22 protein-coding genes are annotated in these 16,492 nt (G+C 37.5%); all 22 read right to left on the reverse strand.

Annotation, left to right across the window (positions count from 1 at the left end):
* Positions 1-16: 16 nt before the first annotated feature.
* On the reverse strand, positions 17-886 hold the full coding sequence (locus KTQ83_RS05310) for a VirB6/TrbL-like conjugal transfer protein, CD1112 family (RefSeq protein ID WP_055057307.1): 870 nt from the start codon (positions 884-886) through the stop codon (positions 17-19).
* A 12-nt stretch (positions 887-898) separates the two neighbouring features.
* Positions 899-1,129, reverse strand: coding sequence for a Maff2 family mobile element protein (locus KTQ83_RS05315; protein ID WP_425331024.1), 231 nt, complete (start codon positions 1,127-1,129; stop codon positions 899-901).
* A gap of 108 nt (positions 1,130-1,237) precedes the next feature.
* Positions 1,238-3,097, reverse strand: a complete 1,860-nt coding sequence (locus KTQ83_RS05320; protein WP_217256065.1) for a VirD4-like conjugal transfer protein, CD1115 family — start codon at positions 3,095-3,097, stop codon at positions 1,238-1,240.
* A gap of 23 nt (positions 3,098-3,120) precedes the next feature.
* Complete coding sequence (locus tag KTQ83_RS05325; protein WP_138344411.1) at positions 3,121-3,612, reverse strand: PcfB family protein; 492 nt, start codon at positions 3,610-3,612, stop codon at positions 3,121-3,123.
* A gap of 82 nt (positions 3,613-3,694) precedes the next feature.
* Complete coding sequence (locus KTQ83_RS05330; RefSeq protein ID WP_119244344.1) at positions 3,695-4,489, reverse strand: ATP-binding protein; 795 nt, start codon at positions 4,487-4,489, stop codon at positions 3,695-3,697.
* Entirely contained in the window at positions 4,489-5,307 is an 819-nt protein-coding gene (locus KTQ83_RS05335) for a replication initiator protein A (RefSeq protein WP_109273657.1), read from the reverse strand. The genes KTQ83_RS05330 and KTQ83_RS05335 overlap by 1 nt, the downstream gene beginning before the upstream one ends.
* Positions 5,308-5,316: 9 nt before the next feature.
* Entirely contained in the window at positions 5,317-6,195 is an 879-nt protein-coding gene (locus KTQ83_RS05340; RefSeq protein WP_109273656.1) for a replication initiator protein A, read from the reverse strand.
* Complete coding sequence (locus tag KTQ83_RS05345) at positions 6,188-6,580, reverse strand: hypothetical protein (protein WP_055060295.1); 393 nt, start codon at positions 6,578-6,580, stop codon at positions 6,188-6,190. The genes KTQ83_RS05340 and KTQ83_RS05345 overlap by 8 nt, the downstream gene beginning before the upstream one ends.
* A gap of 13 nt (positions 6,581-6,593) precedes the next feature.
* Positions 6,594-6,992, reverse strand: coding sequence for a single-stranded DNA-binding protein (locus tag KTQ83_RS05350; RefSeq protein ID WP_005344165.1), 399 nt, complete (start codon positions 6,990-6,992; stop codon positions 6,594-6,596).
* Between the two features lie 13 nt (positions 6,993-7,005).
* Positions 7,006-7,404, reverse strand: a complete 399-nt coding sequence (locus tag KTQ83_RS05355) for a hypothetical protein (protein WP_173777245.1) — start codon at positions 7,402-7,404, stop codon at positions 7,006-7,008.
* 126 nt (positions 7,405-7,530) lie between these two features.
* The gene (locus KTQ83_RS05360) at positions 7,531-7,842 is read right to left on the reverse strand and encodes a DUF6050 family protein (RefSeq protein ID WP_173751561.1); all 312 of its coding nucleotides are present in this window, start codon (positions 7,840-7,842) and stop codon (positions 7,531-7,533) included.
* Positions 7,832-7,999 (reverse strand): hypothetical protein, encoded by a 168-nt coding sequence (locus tag KTQ83_RS05365; protein WP_173751474.1) that lies wholly within the window; start codon positions 7,997-7,999, stop codon positions 7,832-7,834. The genes KTQ83_RS05360 and KTQ83_RS05365 overlap by 11 nt, the downstream gene beginning before the upstream one ends.
* A 4-nt stretch (positions 8,000-8,003) precedes the next feature.
* Complete coding sequence (locus KTQ83_RS12505; RefSeq protein WP_264292663.1) at positions 8,004-8,138, reverse strand: hypothetical protein; 135 nt, start codon at positions 8,136-8,138, stop codon at positions 8,004-8,006.
* Positions 8,135-9,040, reverse strand: a complete 906-nt coding sequence (locus KTQ83_RS05370; RefSeq protein ID WP_173777244.1) for a ParB/RepB/Spo0J family partition protein — start codon at positions 9,038-9,040, stop codon at positions 8,135-8,137. The genes KTQ83_RS12505 and KTQ83_RS05370 overlap by 4 nt, the downstream gene beginning before the upstream one ends.
* Positions 9,030-9,815, reverse strand: coding sequence for a ParA family protein (locus KTQ83_RS05375; protein ID WP_173751402.1), 786 nt, complete (start codon positions 9,813-9,815; stop codon positions 9,030-9,032). Before KTQ83_RS05375 ends, KTQ83_RS05370 begins: the two co-directional genes overlap by 11 nt.
* Before the next feature lie 258 nt (positions 9,816-10,073).
* On the reverse strand, positions 10,074-11,135 hold the full coding sequence (locus KTQ83_RS05380; protein WP_217256058.1) for an integrase DNA-binding domain-containing protein: 1,062 nt from the start codon (positions 11,133-11,135) through the stop codon (positions 10,074-10,076).
* An 82-nt stretch (positions 11,136-11,217) separates the two neighbouring features.
* On the reverse strand, positions 11,218-11,421 hold the full coding sequence (locus KTQ83_RS05385; protein ID WP_217256059.1) for an excisionase: 204 nt from the start codon (positions 11,419-11,421) through the stop codon (positions 11,218-11,220).
* A gap of 23 nt (positions 11,422-11,444) precedes the next feature.
* The gene (locus KTQ83_RS05390; protein WP_217256060.1) at positions 11,445-12,263 is read right to left on the reverse strand and encodes a coiled-coil domain-containing protein; all 819 of its coding nucleotides are present in this window, start codon (positions 12,261-12,263) and stop codon (positions 11,445-11,447) included.
* A 157-nt stretch (positions 12,264-12,420) separates the two neighbouring features.
* Entirely contained in the window at positions 12,421-13,155 is a 735-nt protein-coding gene (locus KTQ83_RS05395) for a DnaA ATPase domain-containing protein (RefSeq protein ID WP_217256061.1), read from the reverse strand.
* Positions 13,152-13,940, reverse strand: coding sequence for a conserved phage C-terminal domain-containing protein (locus KTQ83_RS05400; protein ID WP_217256062.1), 789 nt, complete (start codon positions 13,938-13,940; stop codon positions 13,152-13,154). Before KTQ83_RS05400 ends, KTQ83_RS05395 begins: the two co-directional genes overlap by 4 nt.
* Positions 13,941-14,303: 363 nt before the next feature.
* Positions 14,304-15,218: a glycoside hydrolase family protein gene (locus KTQ83_RS05405; RefSeq protein WP_217256063.1), complete on the reverse strand. Its 915-nt coding sequence runs from the start codon at positions 15,216-15,218 to the stop codon at positions 14,304-14,306.
* 17 nt (positions 15,219-15,235) lie between these two features.
* Complete coding sequence (locus KTQ83_RS05410; RefSeq protein ID WP_217256064.1) at positions 15,236-15,865, reverse strand: hypothetical protein; 630 nt, start codon at positions 15,863-15,865, stop codon at positions 15,236-15,238.
* Positions 15,866-16,492 lie beyond the last annotated feature (627 nt).

Genomic DNA, 16,492 nt, shown 5'->3' on the forward strand with positions numbered 1-16,492 from the left:
GCTCCTTTCCTGCCCGTTAATGGGCATTGAATATTGATTTGCTAAGGCTTCCGGTCTTGAATAATGAAAATGCAAGAATCACGGTATAAGCCGCTACTGAAAACATTGCTGCATGAAGGTCACTGGATATGGTCATTGCATTTACTAAAACTGCATAAATTCCCACACAGACCATCATGAAGAATCCCTGAAATGCCAGTGCGAACAAGCCTTTTAAATAGTTGTTTCCGATATTGCCCCATTCCTTATTGGTCATGGTGGCAAACGGAATTGGTGCTATGGAAGTATAAAGGTAAATTTCTATCATTCTTCCGTACAAAATAACGGTTATGATGATTGACAGAATCCGCATGGTAATACTGATCAGCAGCGTTTCCATGGATAGCAGGAACAAATCCCCTAACTCCATATCCTCCAGGGCATCCACAATCCGTGTAATTGCTTCTGTTGCATCCACCGCAGTGTTTCCTGATATCACCCCGGCGGCATTGTTGACCACATGTTGGCCAACGTCAAAGACCGCCATCGTGATATTGAACGTATTTGTCACCAGATAAATGGCCACATACGCTTTGAAGATCCAGAGGAAAATGTTATAAGTCTCAAATTCATGGAAATTGTTTTTCTGTGTTACCATCGTGATCAATTCATAGCACAGGACAAAGGTGATGATCAGTCCCGCAATGGGGACGATCACCGTTTGGGATATATTCTGAATCAGATTAAAAATCCCTGCATTCCATCCCTGCGGTGTCTGTCCCACCTGCCCGGCTATGGTTCCCACCTGCTCATTGACAGACGTGAACATGTTATCCAAACATGACTTGATAAGTCCGATCAGGATATCCTTTATCGCTTCCGTAATTCTCTCAATGATGGTGTTCATCTACCACTCCTCTTAAGAGAACAATGTTGCCAGCTGTGGAATCAGGGTAGTTCCCAGCAGCATGATTCCGGCACCAGCCATCAGCTGTTTGATGCCCTGGCTCTTAGCGCCGGGATTGTCATTTCCATATCCTTCCAGAAGGTTTACGACACCCCACACACCAAGACCTGCGCCGATAGCGACTACAAGAGTTTTTAAAGTTGTAATTGCGCTGCTAAAAAATGCCATATATTCATAAACCAAAACTGACTTCTTTCAGGTGTTTACGGGAATGAAAAAACACCGACTAAAAAGCCGGCGCACCTAATGTCAGTTATTCCTTTCCTCATTATTTTTCGTTCATTCCCAAGGTTACTCCGACAGTTCTACATGAATCACTTCCACCTCTTCTTCGGGTTTCGGTGTGTACTGCGGATTTAACTCTTTCTCTACTTTGTACCGGTTCTTCTCGTTTTCATCTGCAAGAAGCCGATAGTTTTTGTGTTTCGTGATATCATATTTATCCGAGAAAAATGGTCTGGCACCACGGATCTGCAGGATACATTTTCCTCCATCCATGACTGCAATCTCATCTTCCGTCATCAGCTGTTTGCCCGTTTTCTGGTAATTCAATCCAAAAGACTTCTGATTACTCCTCGTTTCCGAAGTGTTATACAGGTCAATGGTTTCCTTCCCCAGAAGCTCACTCATTTCCTTTAAGGTGGTTTTCTCTTTGCCACCAAGAAAAAGTGTAGTATCACAGTTGCCCAGAATGGTATCTGCACTATCCTTATACATTGCCTTTAACTGACTCTGCGACTGCAAAATAATAGAAGCAGAGATTTCCCTGCTTCGAATGGTTGCAATCAGCTTGTCAAACTGAGGAATCTGTCCGATGTTGGCAAACTCATCAGCGATGACACGCACATGCACCGGAAGTCTTCCACCATATTCATCATCTGCCTTATCGCAAAGCAGATTAAAAAGCTGTGACTGTAACATGGCAATCACAAAGTTGAATGTGGTATCCGTATCGGACATGATCAGAAACAAGGCTGTTTTCCTGTCACCGATCTTATCCAGTTCCATTTCATCGTAAGACATGATCTCACGAAGTTCTGCGATATCAAATGGGGCAAGTCTGGCTCCACAGGATATCAAAATACTTTTCGCTGTCTTTCCAGCCGCCATTTTGTATTTTTTATACTGTCTGACCGCAAAGTGCTGCGGATCTCTTTCTTCCAGTTCCTGGAACATCATATCCACAGGATTCTGGTAAGTTTCATCCTCTTCACGCGTTTCGCTTTCATTCAAAAGATCCAGAAGGGTATTCAGATTCTTTTCCTCTTCATCCCCTTCATACCAGATAAAAGCAATCAGTGCTGTGTACAGCAATTTCTCTGCTTTCACCCAAAAATCTTCGGAAGCTTTTTCCCCTTCGCCTTTGGTATTCACAATGATTGTTGTCACCAGCTTCAGGATATCTTTTTCAGACCGTATATAAGCAAATGGATTGTAATGAAGCGATTTTGAAAAGTTAATGGTATTCAAAACCTTAATCACATATGGCTCATGAACCACTTTTCCGGATTTATCTTTCATGATATTTCCATTCTTATCTTTCTTAGGCGGTCCCTTTGCTAACATCTTCCCGCACTCCTCAATGAGAGTGCCCTTTGGATCTGTAATGACCATGGAACAGTTCATCTGCATGACCGACGGCTTTACAAAAAATCGTGTCTTTCCGGAACCACTGCCACCGATGACCACGATATTTTTATTTCTCGCATACTTCGGCTGCTTTGGTCTGCTCTCCATGGTCAGTGCTTCTGTTGCTGTCAATGGAATGTTCATCCATGGATCTTCTGACATATAAGGCTTGATATCCTCTGCATTTCCCCATCTGGCTGAACCATACTCGATTCCTTTCCGGAGTTTCTTTGCATCTGCCTGTTTCTGCCAGACCAACACTTTCAGAACGACTGCAACAACAATACCTGCTAGCAGATCTTTCCAGTTATTGCTTAACACAAAACCAGCAAAAATCCGGTCTGCGTGTTCCATTGCATATAATAGTTTGTTCCCCATATCTTCTCCCGGACTGTTCCGGTAAAGAAAAAATGCCCGGTCTGCATAGAAAGCAGCCAGAGCATAAGGAATATTTGTAAGAACCAGTTTCTTTTTATCCAGGGCGGACAGCCTGACCCTGATCTTATTCTTCCATTTTTGCATCAGATTTTTACCGATTTGCTTTTTCATCGGCTCTGCTCCTGATGCCGGTTCTTTACTTTGTCCTTCGATTTCTTTGGCATCATTGCCCGGTAAGCTGCAAGACGCTTATGAATAGAAGGCTTATTCGCTTTTTGAATCTGTTTCTGGGAAAACTCACGGAAAGCAGCATTGAGGGCATCCTGATCACGTCCCTTGAAAAATACCAGATAAACCGGCGGCTCTTTGCTCTTGTCTTTTTTCAGAGCATAATTGATCCCGTATTTTCTGGCATAGCGTTCAAAGGACTTGATATTCTTATTTGTGATCTCGATATTGACCATCCCGGCATTCTGTTTTGCCAGCTCTTTTACCGTGACCTTTCCCTGTTTCGGCTGATTTTTCTGTGCTTTCTTCTCTACTGATTTCTGCCTCTGATGACGCAGATACGCAACAAGAACCTTTTTCAACAGGTCTGCCGTAATCTTAGTAGCCCGAATACAGAACGTGACCGTTTTCTGAGTTACCTCTTCCTGCATGACTTTTCCCTCCTTTCAGCGATTCAACTGCTGTCCAGATCTGTAATCATGGCAACCACCCCCTTTAATGAAAAAAGACAGATTAACCGGTAATCAGGTTCTGCACCTGTACGAGTTTTTCTGTCCCTTCTTCTTTTCTCTTATCTTCTCCACCACAATAGATGGGAACACACATTTCAAGTATTCTACTGTAAATACGCTGATGGGCAGTATCCAAGTCTGTGGATTTCATTTCATTCAGTCCCAGATTCGTTGTTACGATCAGCGGAAGCATTTTACAATAGCGGCTGTCTATCACATTATAGACCTGCTCCAAAGCAAACTCAGAATTTCGTTCTATTCCTAAATCATCAATAATCAGCAGCGGATAATCCACAAGATTTTGTATAATCTGGTTCTTATCTGCCTGATAGCTGGTCATTTCATTTAAAATCCTGGAAAAATTCGTCATCATGACACGTTCTCCCTGTTCCAAAAGTGCATTTGCAATACAGCCTGCAAAGAAACTTTTCCCAGTTCCAACTGGTCCCATCAAAAGCAATCCTACATTTTTTCTCTTCATATCTGTCCAGTTTTCTACATACTGCCTGGCAATTAGTGTCTTCTGGTTGCTTCCATTGTCATTTTCAAATTTCCATTCCCAGAATCTTCTTTCCCGAAGTCCGACGGATTTTCTCTGATAAAGCAGCCGCTGTGCTTCTTCCCGCTGCATCTTCTCATCCAGTTCCTGTCTGGCTTTCACCTCGCATTCGCACAAACAGGATACTACATGCTCAAATCCCATCAGACTGACTTTCATCTGTTTTCTTTTTCCACAGATGCCACAATGAAGACATCCCTCTTTGTCCAGATAATCTGCTGTTACTTTATTTTCCATCACAGGCTTTCTCCTTCCTGAAATTCATATTTATCCATTCCTGCCCTGGCTCCATCCCGTTCTGCCCAAAGACAGATTGTTGCAAAATGGTTCTGATATTCTTTTCCACTGGATTTCATATAAACAGAAAGATGATCAATTCGTTTCTGGTAATCCCATGGAAAAAGCATCATCAACTCCCGCAGTTCAGCTTCCGACAGAACAACATTTTTAAATCTCCCATACAGACTGAATTTTTCTTCCAAAGCGGAAGTATTGCCCTTACTCTTATCAGTATGATTCTTTTCAGTCTTATTTATCTTAGTATTATTTCCATCCAGATTCTTGCAGTCCGGACTTCTATTTTTTTGCGTTCCGGACTTCCAGTTTCTTGCAATCCGGATTTCCAATTCTTTGCAGTCTGGATTTCCAGTTTCTGGCGTTCCAGAAGCAACGTATCTTACTGGCTTTCCTCTGATCCGTTTCACAAAATTTTTCACATATATGACAGAAGGACGATTATTCCCCTGCCGATACCGTTCGATCAATCCAATCCCATGCACACTGTCAAGCTCATAAAGAAGCTTTGTCACTGTCGTATGCGACATTCGCAACAGCTCCTGCAATTCTGCGATCGTGTAAATAATATAGACATAACCATCACCGTCAATCCAACCATTTTTCTTGGATAGGCTGATTCGATCAAGCAGAATTCCGTAAAGGAGCTTTGCGTCTGTGGACAGGCTTGCAAACTCTTTTTCTGTGAACAGAGCTTTTGGTATCCGAAAAAAAGAAAACTGGTCAGATTCTTCTGCTCTGAAATATTCAAAATCTGCCATAATATTTTCCTACTCTTCTACATCGAAATCACAATTTGCCGCACTACCTGTACCATGACATAATTCATCAAGCACATAATTGAATGCATTCATCGCCTCTTCCAAATAGATTTTCCTAGCCTCTTTATCACACGCATACATATCGGCAATAAATCCTTCATCATTTCCTATTGCGTGTACCAGAGTCTCCAAAACTTTCATAAATTTCTTTTTTGAACACTTTTTATTCTGCCTGTTCACATATTTCTGAATATCCAGTACTCTATCAGCATTTTCCTCATTCTCTTCAAGAATTCCAAACGCCAGATCCATGCCAAATTCATAGCCATCACAGGAAATCTGATCAACATCAAGCTGTCCCAGCTCATCTCGATAATTTCTTTCTTCCATTGAAGTCAGTGGTGTCCCATATTCATCCAGATATCCCATATCTGCAATTGTTTCCAGAATATCTCTGGATGCTTTCACCATTTTGTCCATAATGATTTCTCTTTCTTCCATCGGCATATTTGCCATAATGCTGTCTAATGTCATCATTGATTCTTCCTCCATCTCATTTTCATAAATATCGTTGATATAAAAGTGGTTTGCTTTTCCATTGTTCGGAATGATACGCACCAGATTTCCAACCTCCACCAGTTCCTGTACTGCCTGATCTACCCCATATCTGGTTGTATTCAGGTCTTTCTTCATTTCACTTTTTGGATAAATTACATACAAATCCCCCTTACCATCTACCCAACCATTCTGCACCGCAAATTTCAAACGATCCAGAAATAAGCTGTATAAAATCTTTGCTGTATTTGACAGATTTTTGTATTTTTCCATCTGGAACAGCACCTTCGGCACCTGCAGACAATCTACCGGCATATACTCCATCTTACTCATTGATTGTTTCCTCCTTCTGTTTGTACAGCACTTCGGCTGAATTAATATTGATTTCCAACATCCCTACAAATACCTGATAGTACAGAAGGCATATCTGTTCATCCTCTCTTGCCAGATACAATCCTTCCAGTTCATCGGACGGATGTTTCATTCCATATACTGCCTGACAAATATCATGGATTTTCTCACATTCCACACTTCTAAGATGCTGCTCCAAGGTGTGGTTAAATCTCTGCCAGTCCTCCAGTTTCTGATTTACTGACATCATGCACTGGAACAGTTCCGCTGCTTCACATGCTGCTGACAGCACTACATTTTTGTTATTGATACTTCCATCGGCATTTTTCATATGCCCTACCATATACGCCTGATCTACTGAAACCATCTTTTATCCTCCTCTATCTAAACGGCATTTCCTCTTCCATGCCCTCTGGGATCTCTAAGAACCCTTCCGCATCTTCTGGAAACGGTGGTCTGTCAACCATTTTTGCACCAGCGAATTCAATCCGGTTTGCATACACTTCAGTGGTATAGATCTTTTTCCCAGTATCCTTATCTTCATAATTACCTGTGACAATCTCGCCTTCCACCATGACCTTCGTTCCCTGCATCAGATAATCTCTGGCAAATTCTGCTTTCTTTGCAAAAGCCTTTACCGGAATAAAACTGACTTCATCGGAATAATTTCTTCTGACTGCCAGAACAAACTTGGCAATCTTATGAAGTCCTTTTTCATTCTCCACTTCGTTGTATCCGGGATTTCTTACCAATCGCCCGGAAATAACTGTTGTATTCATTGGCTTAACCCTCCTATGCTTTCATTGATTTGTAACAGATACCGATACATGGTCCATATTTTCCATAGGCACATCCGTAACATTCATCTTTTTCCAACTCTTCCTGCTTCATTTCATCGGCAAACATTTCTAACAGCGTTGTGTAAATCTTTTTCATTGCCAGGAACTTTTCTTCTGCTTTTTCCATCTTCTCTTTGTAAAATGGAATCAGTCCACGAAGAACTGGATGGAAACGTTCATTTTCATCATCCCAGGCACAGATTTTCATCATACAGCGTGGCTGTTTCTCATAATTGCCCAGATAATACGGGCAGAACGTACAGCCTCTTTCTTTGATAATATCAACCGGAATCACTGGCATCTGACTTTTGATTTCTTTTGTTACATGCTTGCTTTCAATTCGCTCTCTCATAATGAAATCCTCCAAAATTTATATTTGCAAAAGGGGTTTACCCTGAATTGCCTGTTTTTAGGAACAAAAAAAGAGGCAGACTTACGATTTTATTTTCGCAAGCCTGCCTCTTATCAAACTAATTTTCTACCTTTCAATGATATACCGTATAAAAACGTATATCGCTCTGATCACATACACTGGAATCATGATACTTCCGATCAATGCTCCAATGATGACACTTAATGCAGCCATACCAAGTGTTGCTGTGGTATCCATTCCTCTTGGGATTAGAATCAGCCGCATTTTATGTATTCCAAATGGAAGACCGGAAAGAAATATCCACCAGAACAAGTCTGTCTTTCCACTGACTTTCATAATTGTTTTTGTCATCCAAAACCAGAATACCATAAATGCCAGCGGCAGAATTGATTTTTTAATTACGTCTTCAATCGTCATCTTTTTTCTCCTTCTGTCTGATTCCTTCTGCCACCTCCCGATTAAGGTTTGCCAATATTTCTCTAACCACAGGAGAATCCAATCGAAAGGTTTCCAGCTCTTTCACCGTAAGCCCCCTTCCGTTCGCATCATATCTTCGCACAATTTTTAAAGCCATACTTTCACTTCCTTCCTGCTGATAATCCTAATGTTTTCAACAAATGTTTAAACTTCTCTCTTTTTATCTGTTTAACACGTATCTTTTCTATCTTTTTCAGATAGACTTGTATTCTACTTGCCATATCTTCATTGCTCATTCTTTACCCTCTCTTTCTGCCCACGATGCCAGAAGCATAAATATAATTTCTTCCATCTGAGTCTTTGTATATGTCTCTGGAAAATATTGTTTCAATTTCTTCGCCGGAATCTGCACCTGAACTTTTTCAATACTTTCATTAAAACAGATCTGGTCAATCTCTGAATACGTCAACATCCGCTCTTTTGAAATCTGCTTCAATTCCTTTGCCTGCTTCATGGACGGTACCATATTGTGATTACTCATATACTGAAGCAATATCTGTTGTTCTTCACTTCTCAAATATGAAACTTCAACAGCTGTATTAAAGGGAAGCTTCTTCTCGTCTGCCAGTTCTAAAAGCTCTGTGATTAACTCTGTCAGATGAATATATCGAAGAATCTGTCTGGAACTATCTCCTGTATTCTGACTGACTTCTTCCGCCGCCAACTTCTTGCCAACTTGGCAAGAAGTTAAATCAGACCGTTTCCCCTGACGCTTTAACGCCTCATATTTCATTTTATAAGCAAATGCCTTTTCGCTGATCAGCAGCTCTTCTCGTTGAATGTTGGAATCTACCATGATCACCGTCGCTTCATCATCTGTAAGATCTTTGATGATAACAGGCATTTTCTCTAATCCTGCAAGTTCACATGCTCGTTTTCGCCGATGACCAGCTACAAGCTCATAACCACCGGACTCTCTCAACCGCATAATACCAGGAACCAACACGCCATACTGTGTAATGCTATCTGATAATTCTTCCATTTTCTTATCATCTTTTACTTGAAATGGGTGATTCGGAAATGGATGAAGGCTTCCTATTGCTATCTCACTAATTCCATTGGTCATCTCTTCATTTGTTCCAAACAACGCATCAAGTGGCTGTAAGGAAATGGTAGTTGCTCTTTTTTTAGATGGCATCTTTCAGCACCTCCTCCGTCACTCTCCGATAGGCTTCTGTAGCTTTGCCTTTCGGATCATAAGAGAAAATACTCTGTCCTTCTCTGACTGCTTCCTTCATTCTTACAGAAAATGGAATATAATTATCAAAAATATGAATTTGACTTCCATATACATTTCTAAGAAGTTCCATATTATTTCTGGCATCATTTGTATGAGCATCGACCATCGTGAACAGAATCCCACCGACCTGCAGCTTCGGATTAATCTGCTTACGAACCTTACCGATCGTTTTTAACAATTGCTGCAATCCTTTGATTGGCAGGTAGGACGCTTCAACTGGAATGAGGACTTCATCTGATGCAGCCAGCGCATTGATCGTAATCATTCCCAATGATGGCATACAGTCAATAATGACTGCATCATATTGATTCTTGATACCATATAAAATCTGTTTCAATACATATTCCCTGCTCATTGCATTTACCAACTGTACTTCCGTACCTGCCAGTCCAATGTTAGAACAGATAATGTCTATTCCCTCTGCTTGATGTCTGATATAACAGTCTGAAGGAATATCTTCATCTTTCATTACTGCATCCATAAGAGCTGTAAGTGTTTCATTACTGTCATCACAATCACGATATCCAAATCCTGCGGATACATCAGACTGTGGATCGGCATCTACAATCAACACTTTCATATTCTTTTGTGCTAATCCTACTGCTAAATTAGCTGTACATGCGGATTTTCCCGTTCCCCCTTTTTGGTTTACAATAGAAATAATTCTAGCCATTTTTCATCACCTTTCATCGTCGTCAATCAAAAAGAGGACTGAATTAGACAACCGGAATCTATATTCCGTGCGAGCTAATTCAGTCCTATAATTACAATAATTCTGTTGTTTTTACTCTTGTCTTACACAAATCCATTTCCAGTCTGGATCTGTAATAATTCATATTCTGGAATGACAGCGCTGCCTTATTTTTCCCTTTTTCAGGGAGTTAAAGATAAGGACTAAATTAGTGCAACCCCTTGTATTTACTGGAGTTTTCTAACTTGTCCCTATTATAACTCGACCATGTGGTGTAATATTAGGCAATTCCTTCTTGTAGATGCTGTTATACTTTTCTACCGCATAATGCATATGCTTATTCCAATGTAGTGAATATAGAATACTGCCATTTCTATCAAAAGCTAAAAAGCCAGATACACCATCAACTGATGGTTCTTTTCTTTTAAAATTAGGTCTATTTTGAATCATTCGTTTAAAACAACTTTCCACATCGCTTGTCATAGGAATGATACGCGTACCCGCTTCTGACTTTGTTTCTTGAATATAGTATTCACGATTCTTTTTCATCAACTGCTTGTTGATGTTGATCGTATGATTTTTAAAGTCTACATCATCTAGTGTTAGACCACAAAACTCAGATATACGCATACCTGTATTGAACAAGATATAAAAGCCATCATAAAACTCACTAAAGTGCTTATCTTCTTTCACAAATTTCAAAAATCGTCTCTCTTCATCTCGAGTAATTGCTTCACGAGTCACTGAATCGTTATAAATTACATCTACCAATTGGAAGTTAAATGGATTCTTACGAATCAAATCATCGTCATGTGCCATTTGAAAAGCTGGTCTTAATACACCACGAATACTAGTGATTGAACTATAGCTACGACCATCCTTTTTTTGAAGTTTGATCAACCAACACTTCGCATCCGATATTTTAACATCACTAATTTTCATCTGGCCAAAACGATCTTTTTTTAGAATATTCACCACAGTTTGATATCCAGCTTTTGTATTGATTCGAACATTTAACTTCGTAGAAATATACTTTTCAACTAGCTCTAACACCGTGATACTCATTCCGTCAGTATTGATGCCTTGCATCATCTCAAATTGGATCTTTTTTTCCATCTCGCGAAGTGAAATACCTTTTTTCTTACCACGTGGAGCTCTATCTTTTTGACATAAACGTAAACTATAGATAACCTTCATCTTTCCATCTACATCTTTATACTTATAACGATATCTACCATCTGACATCTGTACTTCGCCTGTATGAAGCAATCTTCCCTTGTTATCATAACGTCTTTCTTGCATATTTATTTTCCCCCTATCATATATATAAGAAAGACCGTTGACACCCATATATTAGCGTACCTACGGCCTTTTTTCCACTCATTCAAATCGAATTTGTGTCATCTAAATATTTTTCGAAAAGTACACGCTTAATCTTTACATGCGACCCTACTTCCAAAATAAAGGATTCATACGGATTATCTTCAATGATTTGTCGAATCCTCTTCTCACCAATGCCGAAATAGATAGCCGCTTCCTGTACGGTTAGAGCATACTTTCTCCAAATTGGATATTCCGCATCTTTCATTTTCTATTCCCCAAACATAAGAATTACACTAAATTACGGCGTAATTTTCTGTATTTTCTATTAACCACTTTAACAACCGGAATTACTTTGCCTTGGTTTTCATCCAATGCTTTTTCAAGTTCTCGAACTCTTTCATACAAAGACTGATTCTCTTCTTTTAGTTGATCAATTTCAACAACACTACCGTCAAGTGATTGTTGTGTCTTATTTAGTGTCTCAATCAAAATTGATTTACTGTTTTCAACATCTTCTAATTGTGCAACTATAGCAGCTTTATCTTCATTTAACTTCTTGATTTCTTCCTCATTTTGTTTCGTAATGGCTGTGTTTTTTTCTTTCTCACTAAGAAATAATTCTTTAAAAGATTCCACATTGTCTAAGTTTTCTTGTAAAGAATTATTGGTTTTTCTCAATAAAGCGTTTTCTTCTTTTAAATCACCAACCACTTTTTGTGATTTTGAAAATGAGACATCCTTATCTTTCATATCCGCTTCAAGCTTGAACACCTTATTGTTAAGTTCAAAAATCATCTTTTCTTTCGCCTTAATATCATTTTCAACTTCAGTCCTGATCAAATTTTCTTGATTTTCACATTCGCAAATCAATCCTTGAAAGATGCCACGAACGGCATTCGTATAACGCTCAAAATCACTGATAGATTTCTCGTGCTGTACATGTTGGTTCGCAAACTCATCATTTCTATATTTATCCATCAGAAATGTCATCACTTCTTCAGCACTCATTTTCTTTTCTTTTTTGATATCATCAAAGCACTGTTTATCCAATTCTCTCATTCGGATTGACTGAGGTTTGATGTTATTGGTTTTATTGTTATTATCCATATTAATTATCTCCTTTTCATTTTTATCCAAATCCAACAAGTATTGAACCCATGTTCAACGCAGTATATTTACACAACATCTATATAAAGTGGATGCGTATGCACTTATTACTTCATCCACTTTATTAGCATTGTCTATCACTTATTATTCGAATCCACTATTTTAAGCGGAAGTTTCTATCCCCATTTTCATCCGATATCTCAGTAAAATACTTAGATTTTGTAGCCTTTTCGCAGATTCTACCAAACATAGCTTCATCCAATGCGATTAATTCAGCTTCTTTTTTCTCAGTGGAGATGATGGTACATTTATCTTCCTTGTATCGATAATCGAGTATCTCAAACAGCTCAAGATTACACTTCGCATCCTCAAATTTAAACAAATCATCTAGAAATAACACATCTGTGTGTTTGGCTTTATCCACCAAGCCATCTGCATTAAACATCTTAATATCACGAACCAATGAGGGATAAGTCATGTAGCTAACGCGCTTACCTAATTCCATCAATCCATTCGCCGCAATTGAACATAAATGCGTTTTACCAGTCCCAGTTTTACCCATGAATAGCAACCAAGGTAATGGATTCTGGTTTTTTATTGCTAGCTTAGAATCATTTAAATAACTTTGAACCACTTCCTTGCAATACTGTTGCCAACTTTCATTAGTTTGAAAATTGTCCAGACTTTTATTCAACAGATTACCCATGCCAGATATCTCTTTTAGATGCTCAATTTTTTTCTTCCTGAATTCAACGATTTTTTCACAAGTAAATCTATCTTGGCATTGATATGTATATTCAACTGGTAAATCATATCCTTTCTCGATTTGATCGTAATTGAATATTCCTTTCCCCCCGAAAGCAAGACATATTTTGCATTTTTCTCCATTCATATAACATTCCCCCTTCTTTTATAGTTTTCATTTGATTTTTGACAATCATTAAGATAGATTTCAAACTTATCACCAAACAAAGTTGATGGTCTAAGATACTGTGCATACTTCGTATTCGTCCATTCTTTGCATTTTTGATCAATAACAGAAATCATATCTTGTTCACTAAAACCTTTAGCAAGAAGTGCATCAATATAATCAATAAACACCTCTGAGTCTAGCTTATAAGATTTGTCACATTTCAAATTAAAATGTTGAATGATGTTCGAGTAAATTTCCCTATTCTTCTCTTCTTTAATTCTCTCTTTATACTTCTTATCTTTATTTATATATAAAGAAGTCTCAGAATTTGGAATTGTACATTTCCCTTTTTTAGAACTTGTACATTTCCCAATTTCAGAATTTGTACATTTCCCATTTTGATGACTTGCATTTACTAATTTTTGGAACTGCTTATGATAGTACATTTCCAACAATGACCATCCTACGTCATCATACGTATACCAATACGTTCTATCCCATGGATTCTTACCGTGATGAACACGCTTGAACAACTTTAATTCTTCCATTTTTTTTAGTAGAACATATACCCTATTTTTCTTAAAAAAAGGAAGATACTCAACAATTCTTCGCGCAGGCATAAACACGCCTTTTTCTACATCAAATCCATCATTACAACAATATTTATCAATAAAGTAAGTGAAAAAGCTAAATATAATAGCAATCTCAATACCATATTGAACCGCAATGTTGATAACAACAATCTGATACAATACTTTTTCCATATTTGTTTGTCCTTTCTTTCTATCAATTTGTTGAACAAATTGAAAACAATACAATCGATTATATTTATTTGTAATACGTCTTACACTTATATAATGCCTGTTTTTCGCCCTTTTTTTATTTTTTCTTTATTTTTTTGATAGATATCATAAATATACTTTATATAAAGCACTTTTTTTAAATAATCATATTATTCATAACTGTATTGCTTCTCTGATTTTTTATGAAAAAGCACTAAAAAAGTGGCATTATTGCCACTAATTCATTTCTATATCAATCAAAAAAAGATGGCACTGTTGCCACAATTTAAAAATTGCCTATCAAAAAAGGTGGCACGGCTGCCACCACTATAAAAATCTAAAATCTCACGAAATATAATCGTAGTTTAAATGTGATAAATGCTCTTCAATATCAATTGGCTCTACACCTTCTAATGTTGAACAAGCGATAATATCACTATCCAAAATGGATCTAGCTACTTGTCCATGTCTGTCTTCAATAAAACAGTCATATCTAGTCTCATAGTACAGCAAATGTACCTGAGATGTGCACACCTTAACGTAGTAATATCCAGACTCTCGTGGTCTCAATGTATCGTAATCCATCCATTCAAGGACATACATATTCCCATCTTCATATATGTAGGTTGTACCTAGATAAGTCATATAAACCGCCGAATCCGTGTTTTCAACATGTCCTAAGTTCAATCTAAAGTATTCCGACGCAATACTTTGAACAACCGTATCGATATAAAAATACTTGGAATCACAAGAATATAATTTCGCCAAGATATTAATAAGTTTCTCACATTTTTCAGCATTTAATCCGGTGATTTTTTTTGTGACAACCAAAGTTTCGATATATTTTTGATGTAGATATTCCCTTGGCGGAATGAAATAGTAAAAAGATTCAACATAATCAATTAATTGCTTGCAAAAAGTCACTTTTAAAACGTCAATTCTGTTTTGTTCGTTTTCCAGAAGACTTAATAGTTGATTCACATCGATTTCACTTAGATCCATTAAAGTAAAATATCTTTTTTCTTTAGTAATCAGCTTCTTGTCTTGCCACTCACGGTCATCCAAACATATATTTTTCAAAACTTCTTCATCATATTTAACAAATTTACTATTAATGATTTTAGAACCGAAATGTTCTTCTAAACCATCCAGTACATCTTTCTTACTCCACTCCACCAGAGATTTAACATTTCGAACCTCTTCATTCTCACGTGGTTTAAACATATCTTGAATTGATGATAAACTTTTCTTTTTTACCATAATACATAATCCTTTCTTTATTTTTTCTTAGTTGGCTTCATTAGTCTTTTGATTTCATTGAATTTCTCAGCTTTTCCATTTGGAGCACGATCAAAAGTTTGTAGAATGTTGACATACTTACCAGATACCATCTTCTTTTTTAAACATGAATGCTCGATATAATAGATCCAGTTCCCTCTTTTGATTCCATACCTTTTGTACCAATTAAGGTAGTGGCGTGAATTATATGTACTCCATTCTCCGTATTCAAATCGACATTTTATTTCTGACATATCCACTTTCTTCTTCTCTTCTTTTTTTTGTTTTCTTTCTTCCTTTAAGTACTTATCTTCAGAGTCCAAATCCTTAAACATTTGAACCAAATCTACATCTCTACCATCGATTACTTGATAGAAGTCTGTCTCATTTGCGTACGAACCAGTATGATGCCAACTTGTCCATTCCAAGCATACATTTTTTATAGCCTGAGCACTGTATTTGCTTAATTTGGCGATGGTATCATCATCTAAGTCATTTTCAAGATCACAAATAATATCCCATTTGCTCCACTTCGACATAGGTCGTTCACCGCTGTCATATGCTTCCTGAGCACGTTCGCTCATTTTACATCCTACGTAGCCAGATTGGCCGTATCTAACTTTAGCCATATATATTCCCCCTTTTGTTAATTCATAGCTATGGCTTGCTATGCATTTACTTCAAACCAATGACATAAACTGAAATTCATGTTAGTAATCAAAGATGCATTCTCTTTATGATTAACATCGCAATATCAACTAATATCATCTGTTCATACCTTAATTAAACCGTAGTTTTGTCCCATTTTTATTTTTTGTTGAATTATTTTATATTCATTTTCTGCTTTATATAAAGCACTTTTAAAATTTATGAAAAAGAAAAAAGTCAAAAATCGATGCATTTTGATTATTTTTAGAGATTTTTGTTTTTCAGACAAGAATAACTGAAATAAATTCTTTAAAATGCAAAAATAATGTGAGTACCCATCAGATAACCCCTAAGCATTTTTTTCTTTCTGACAACAACATTTTTCCTCAATTTACAGCTTATTTATTAACGTTCTTAACGCTAAATTATTAATTGGAGACGTCATGTGTGTACTCACAAAATCTTTTAAACCCGCAAATTTTTAGATTGATAAATTAAAAAAAGTGGCACATTTGCCACCATGTAAACAGTTTTTCACGTTAACTAAATATAAGGCGCTGTAACGGATAAAGAAGTTTCAGCTTAATAAAAAAGGACCGAATATTCAA

The sequence above is a fragment of the Holdemanella porci genome (genome assembly GCF_019052655.1).
Classification (GTDB): domain Bacteria; phylum Bacillota_I; class Bacilli_A; order Erysipelotrichales; family Erysipelotrichaceae; genus Holdemanella; species Holdemanella hominis.

Excerpts from the sequence above, each read along its gene's own strand:
- KTQ83_RS05390 (WP_217256060.1), bottom strand. The coding sequence starts at position 12,263 with ATGGATAATAACAATAAAACCAATAACATCAAACCTCAGTCAATCCGA.
- KTQ83_RS05345 (WP_055060295.1), bottom strand. The coding sequence starts at position 6,580 with ATGGTTTCAGTAGATCAGGCGTATATGGTAGGGCATATGAAAAATGCC.
- KTQ83_RS05405 (WP_217256063.1), bottom strand. The coding sequence starts at position 15,218 with ATGGTAAAAAAGAAAAGTTTATCATCAATTCAAGATATGTTTAAACCA.
- KTQ83_RS05355 (WP_173777245.1), bottom strand. The coding sequence starts at position 7,404 with ATGAGAGAGCGAATTGAAAGCAAGCATGTAACAAAAGAAATCAAAAGT.
- KTQ83_RS05350 (WP_005344165.1), bottom strand. The coding sequence starts at position 6,992 with ATGAATACAACAGTTATTTCCGGGCGATTGGTAAGAAATCCCGGATAC.
- KTQ83_RS05340 (WP_109273656.1), bottom strand. The coding sequence starts at position 6,195 with ATGAGTAAGATGGAGTATATGCCGGTAGATTGTCTGCAGGTGCCGAAG.
- KTQ83_RS05370 (WP_173777244.1), bottom strand. The coding sequence starts at position 9,040 with ATGCCATCTAAAAAAAGAGCAACTACCATTTCCTTACAGCCACTTGAT.
- KTQ83_RS05320 (WP_217256065.1), bottom strand. The coding sequence starts at position 3,097 with ATGCAAAAATGGAAGAATAAGATCAGGGTCAGGCTGTCCGCCCTGGAT.
- KTQ83_RS05325 (WP_138344411.1), bottom strand. The coding sequence starts at position 3,612 with ATGCAGGAAGAGGTAACTCAGAAAACGGTCACGTTCTGTATTCGGGCT.
- KTQ83_RS05385 (WP_217256059.1), bottom strand. The coding sequence starts at position 11,421 with ATGAAAGATGCGGAATATCCAATTTGGAGAAAGTATGCTCTAACCGTA.
- KTQ83_RS05360 (WP_173751561.1), bottom strand. The coding sequence starts at position 7,842 with ATGACGATTGAAGACGTAATTAAAAAATCAATTCTGCCGCTGGCATTT.
- KTQ83_RS05410 (WP_217256064.1), bottom strand. The coding sequence starts at position 15,865 with ATGGCTAAAGTTAGATACGGCCAATCTGGCTACGTAGGATGTAAAATG.
- KTQ83_RS05395 (WP_217256061.1), bottom strand. The coding sequence starts at position 13,155 with ATGAATGGAGAAAAATGCAAAATATGTCTTGCTTTCGGGGGGAAAGGA.
- KTQ83_RS05310 (WP_055057307.1), bottom strand. The coding sequence starts at position 886 with ATGAACACCATCATTGAGAGAATTACGGAAGCGATAAAGGATATCCTG.
- KTQ83_RS05365 (WP_173751474.1), bottom strand. The coding sequence starts at position 7,999 with ATGGCTTTAAAAATTGTGCGAAGATATGATGCGAACGGAAGGGGGCTT.
- KTQ83_RS05335 (WP_109273657.1), bottom strand. The coding sequence starts at position 5,307 with ATGGCAGATTTTGAATATTTCAGAGCAGAAGAATCTGACCAGTTTTCT.
- KTQ83_RS05380 (WP_217256058.1), bottom strand. The coding sequence starts at position 11,135 with ATGCAAGAAAGACGTTATGATAACAAGGGAAGATTGCTTCATACAGGC.
- KTQ83_RS12505 (WP_264292663.1), bottom strand. The coding sequence starts at position 8,138 with ATGAGCAATGAAGATATGGCAAGTAGAATACAAGTCTATCTGAAAAAG.
- KTQ83_RS05400 (WP_217256062.1), bottom strand. The coding sequence starts at position 13,940 with ATGGAAAAAGTATTGTATCAGATTGTTGTTATCAACATTGCGGTTCAA.
- KTQ83_RS05330 (WP_119244344.1), bottom strand. The coding sequence starts at position 4,489 with ATGGAAAATAAAGTAACAGCAGATTATCTGGACAAAGAGGGATGTCTT.
- KTQ83_RS05375 (WP_173751402.1), bottom strand. The coding sequence starts at position 9,815 with ATGGCTAGAATTATTTCTATTGTAAACCAAAAAGGGGGAACGGGAAAA.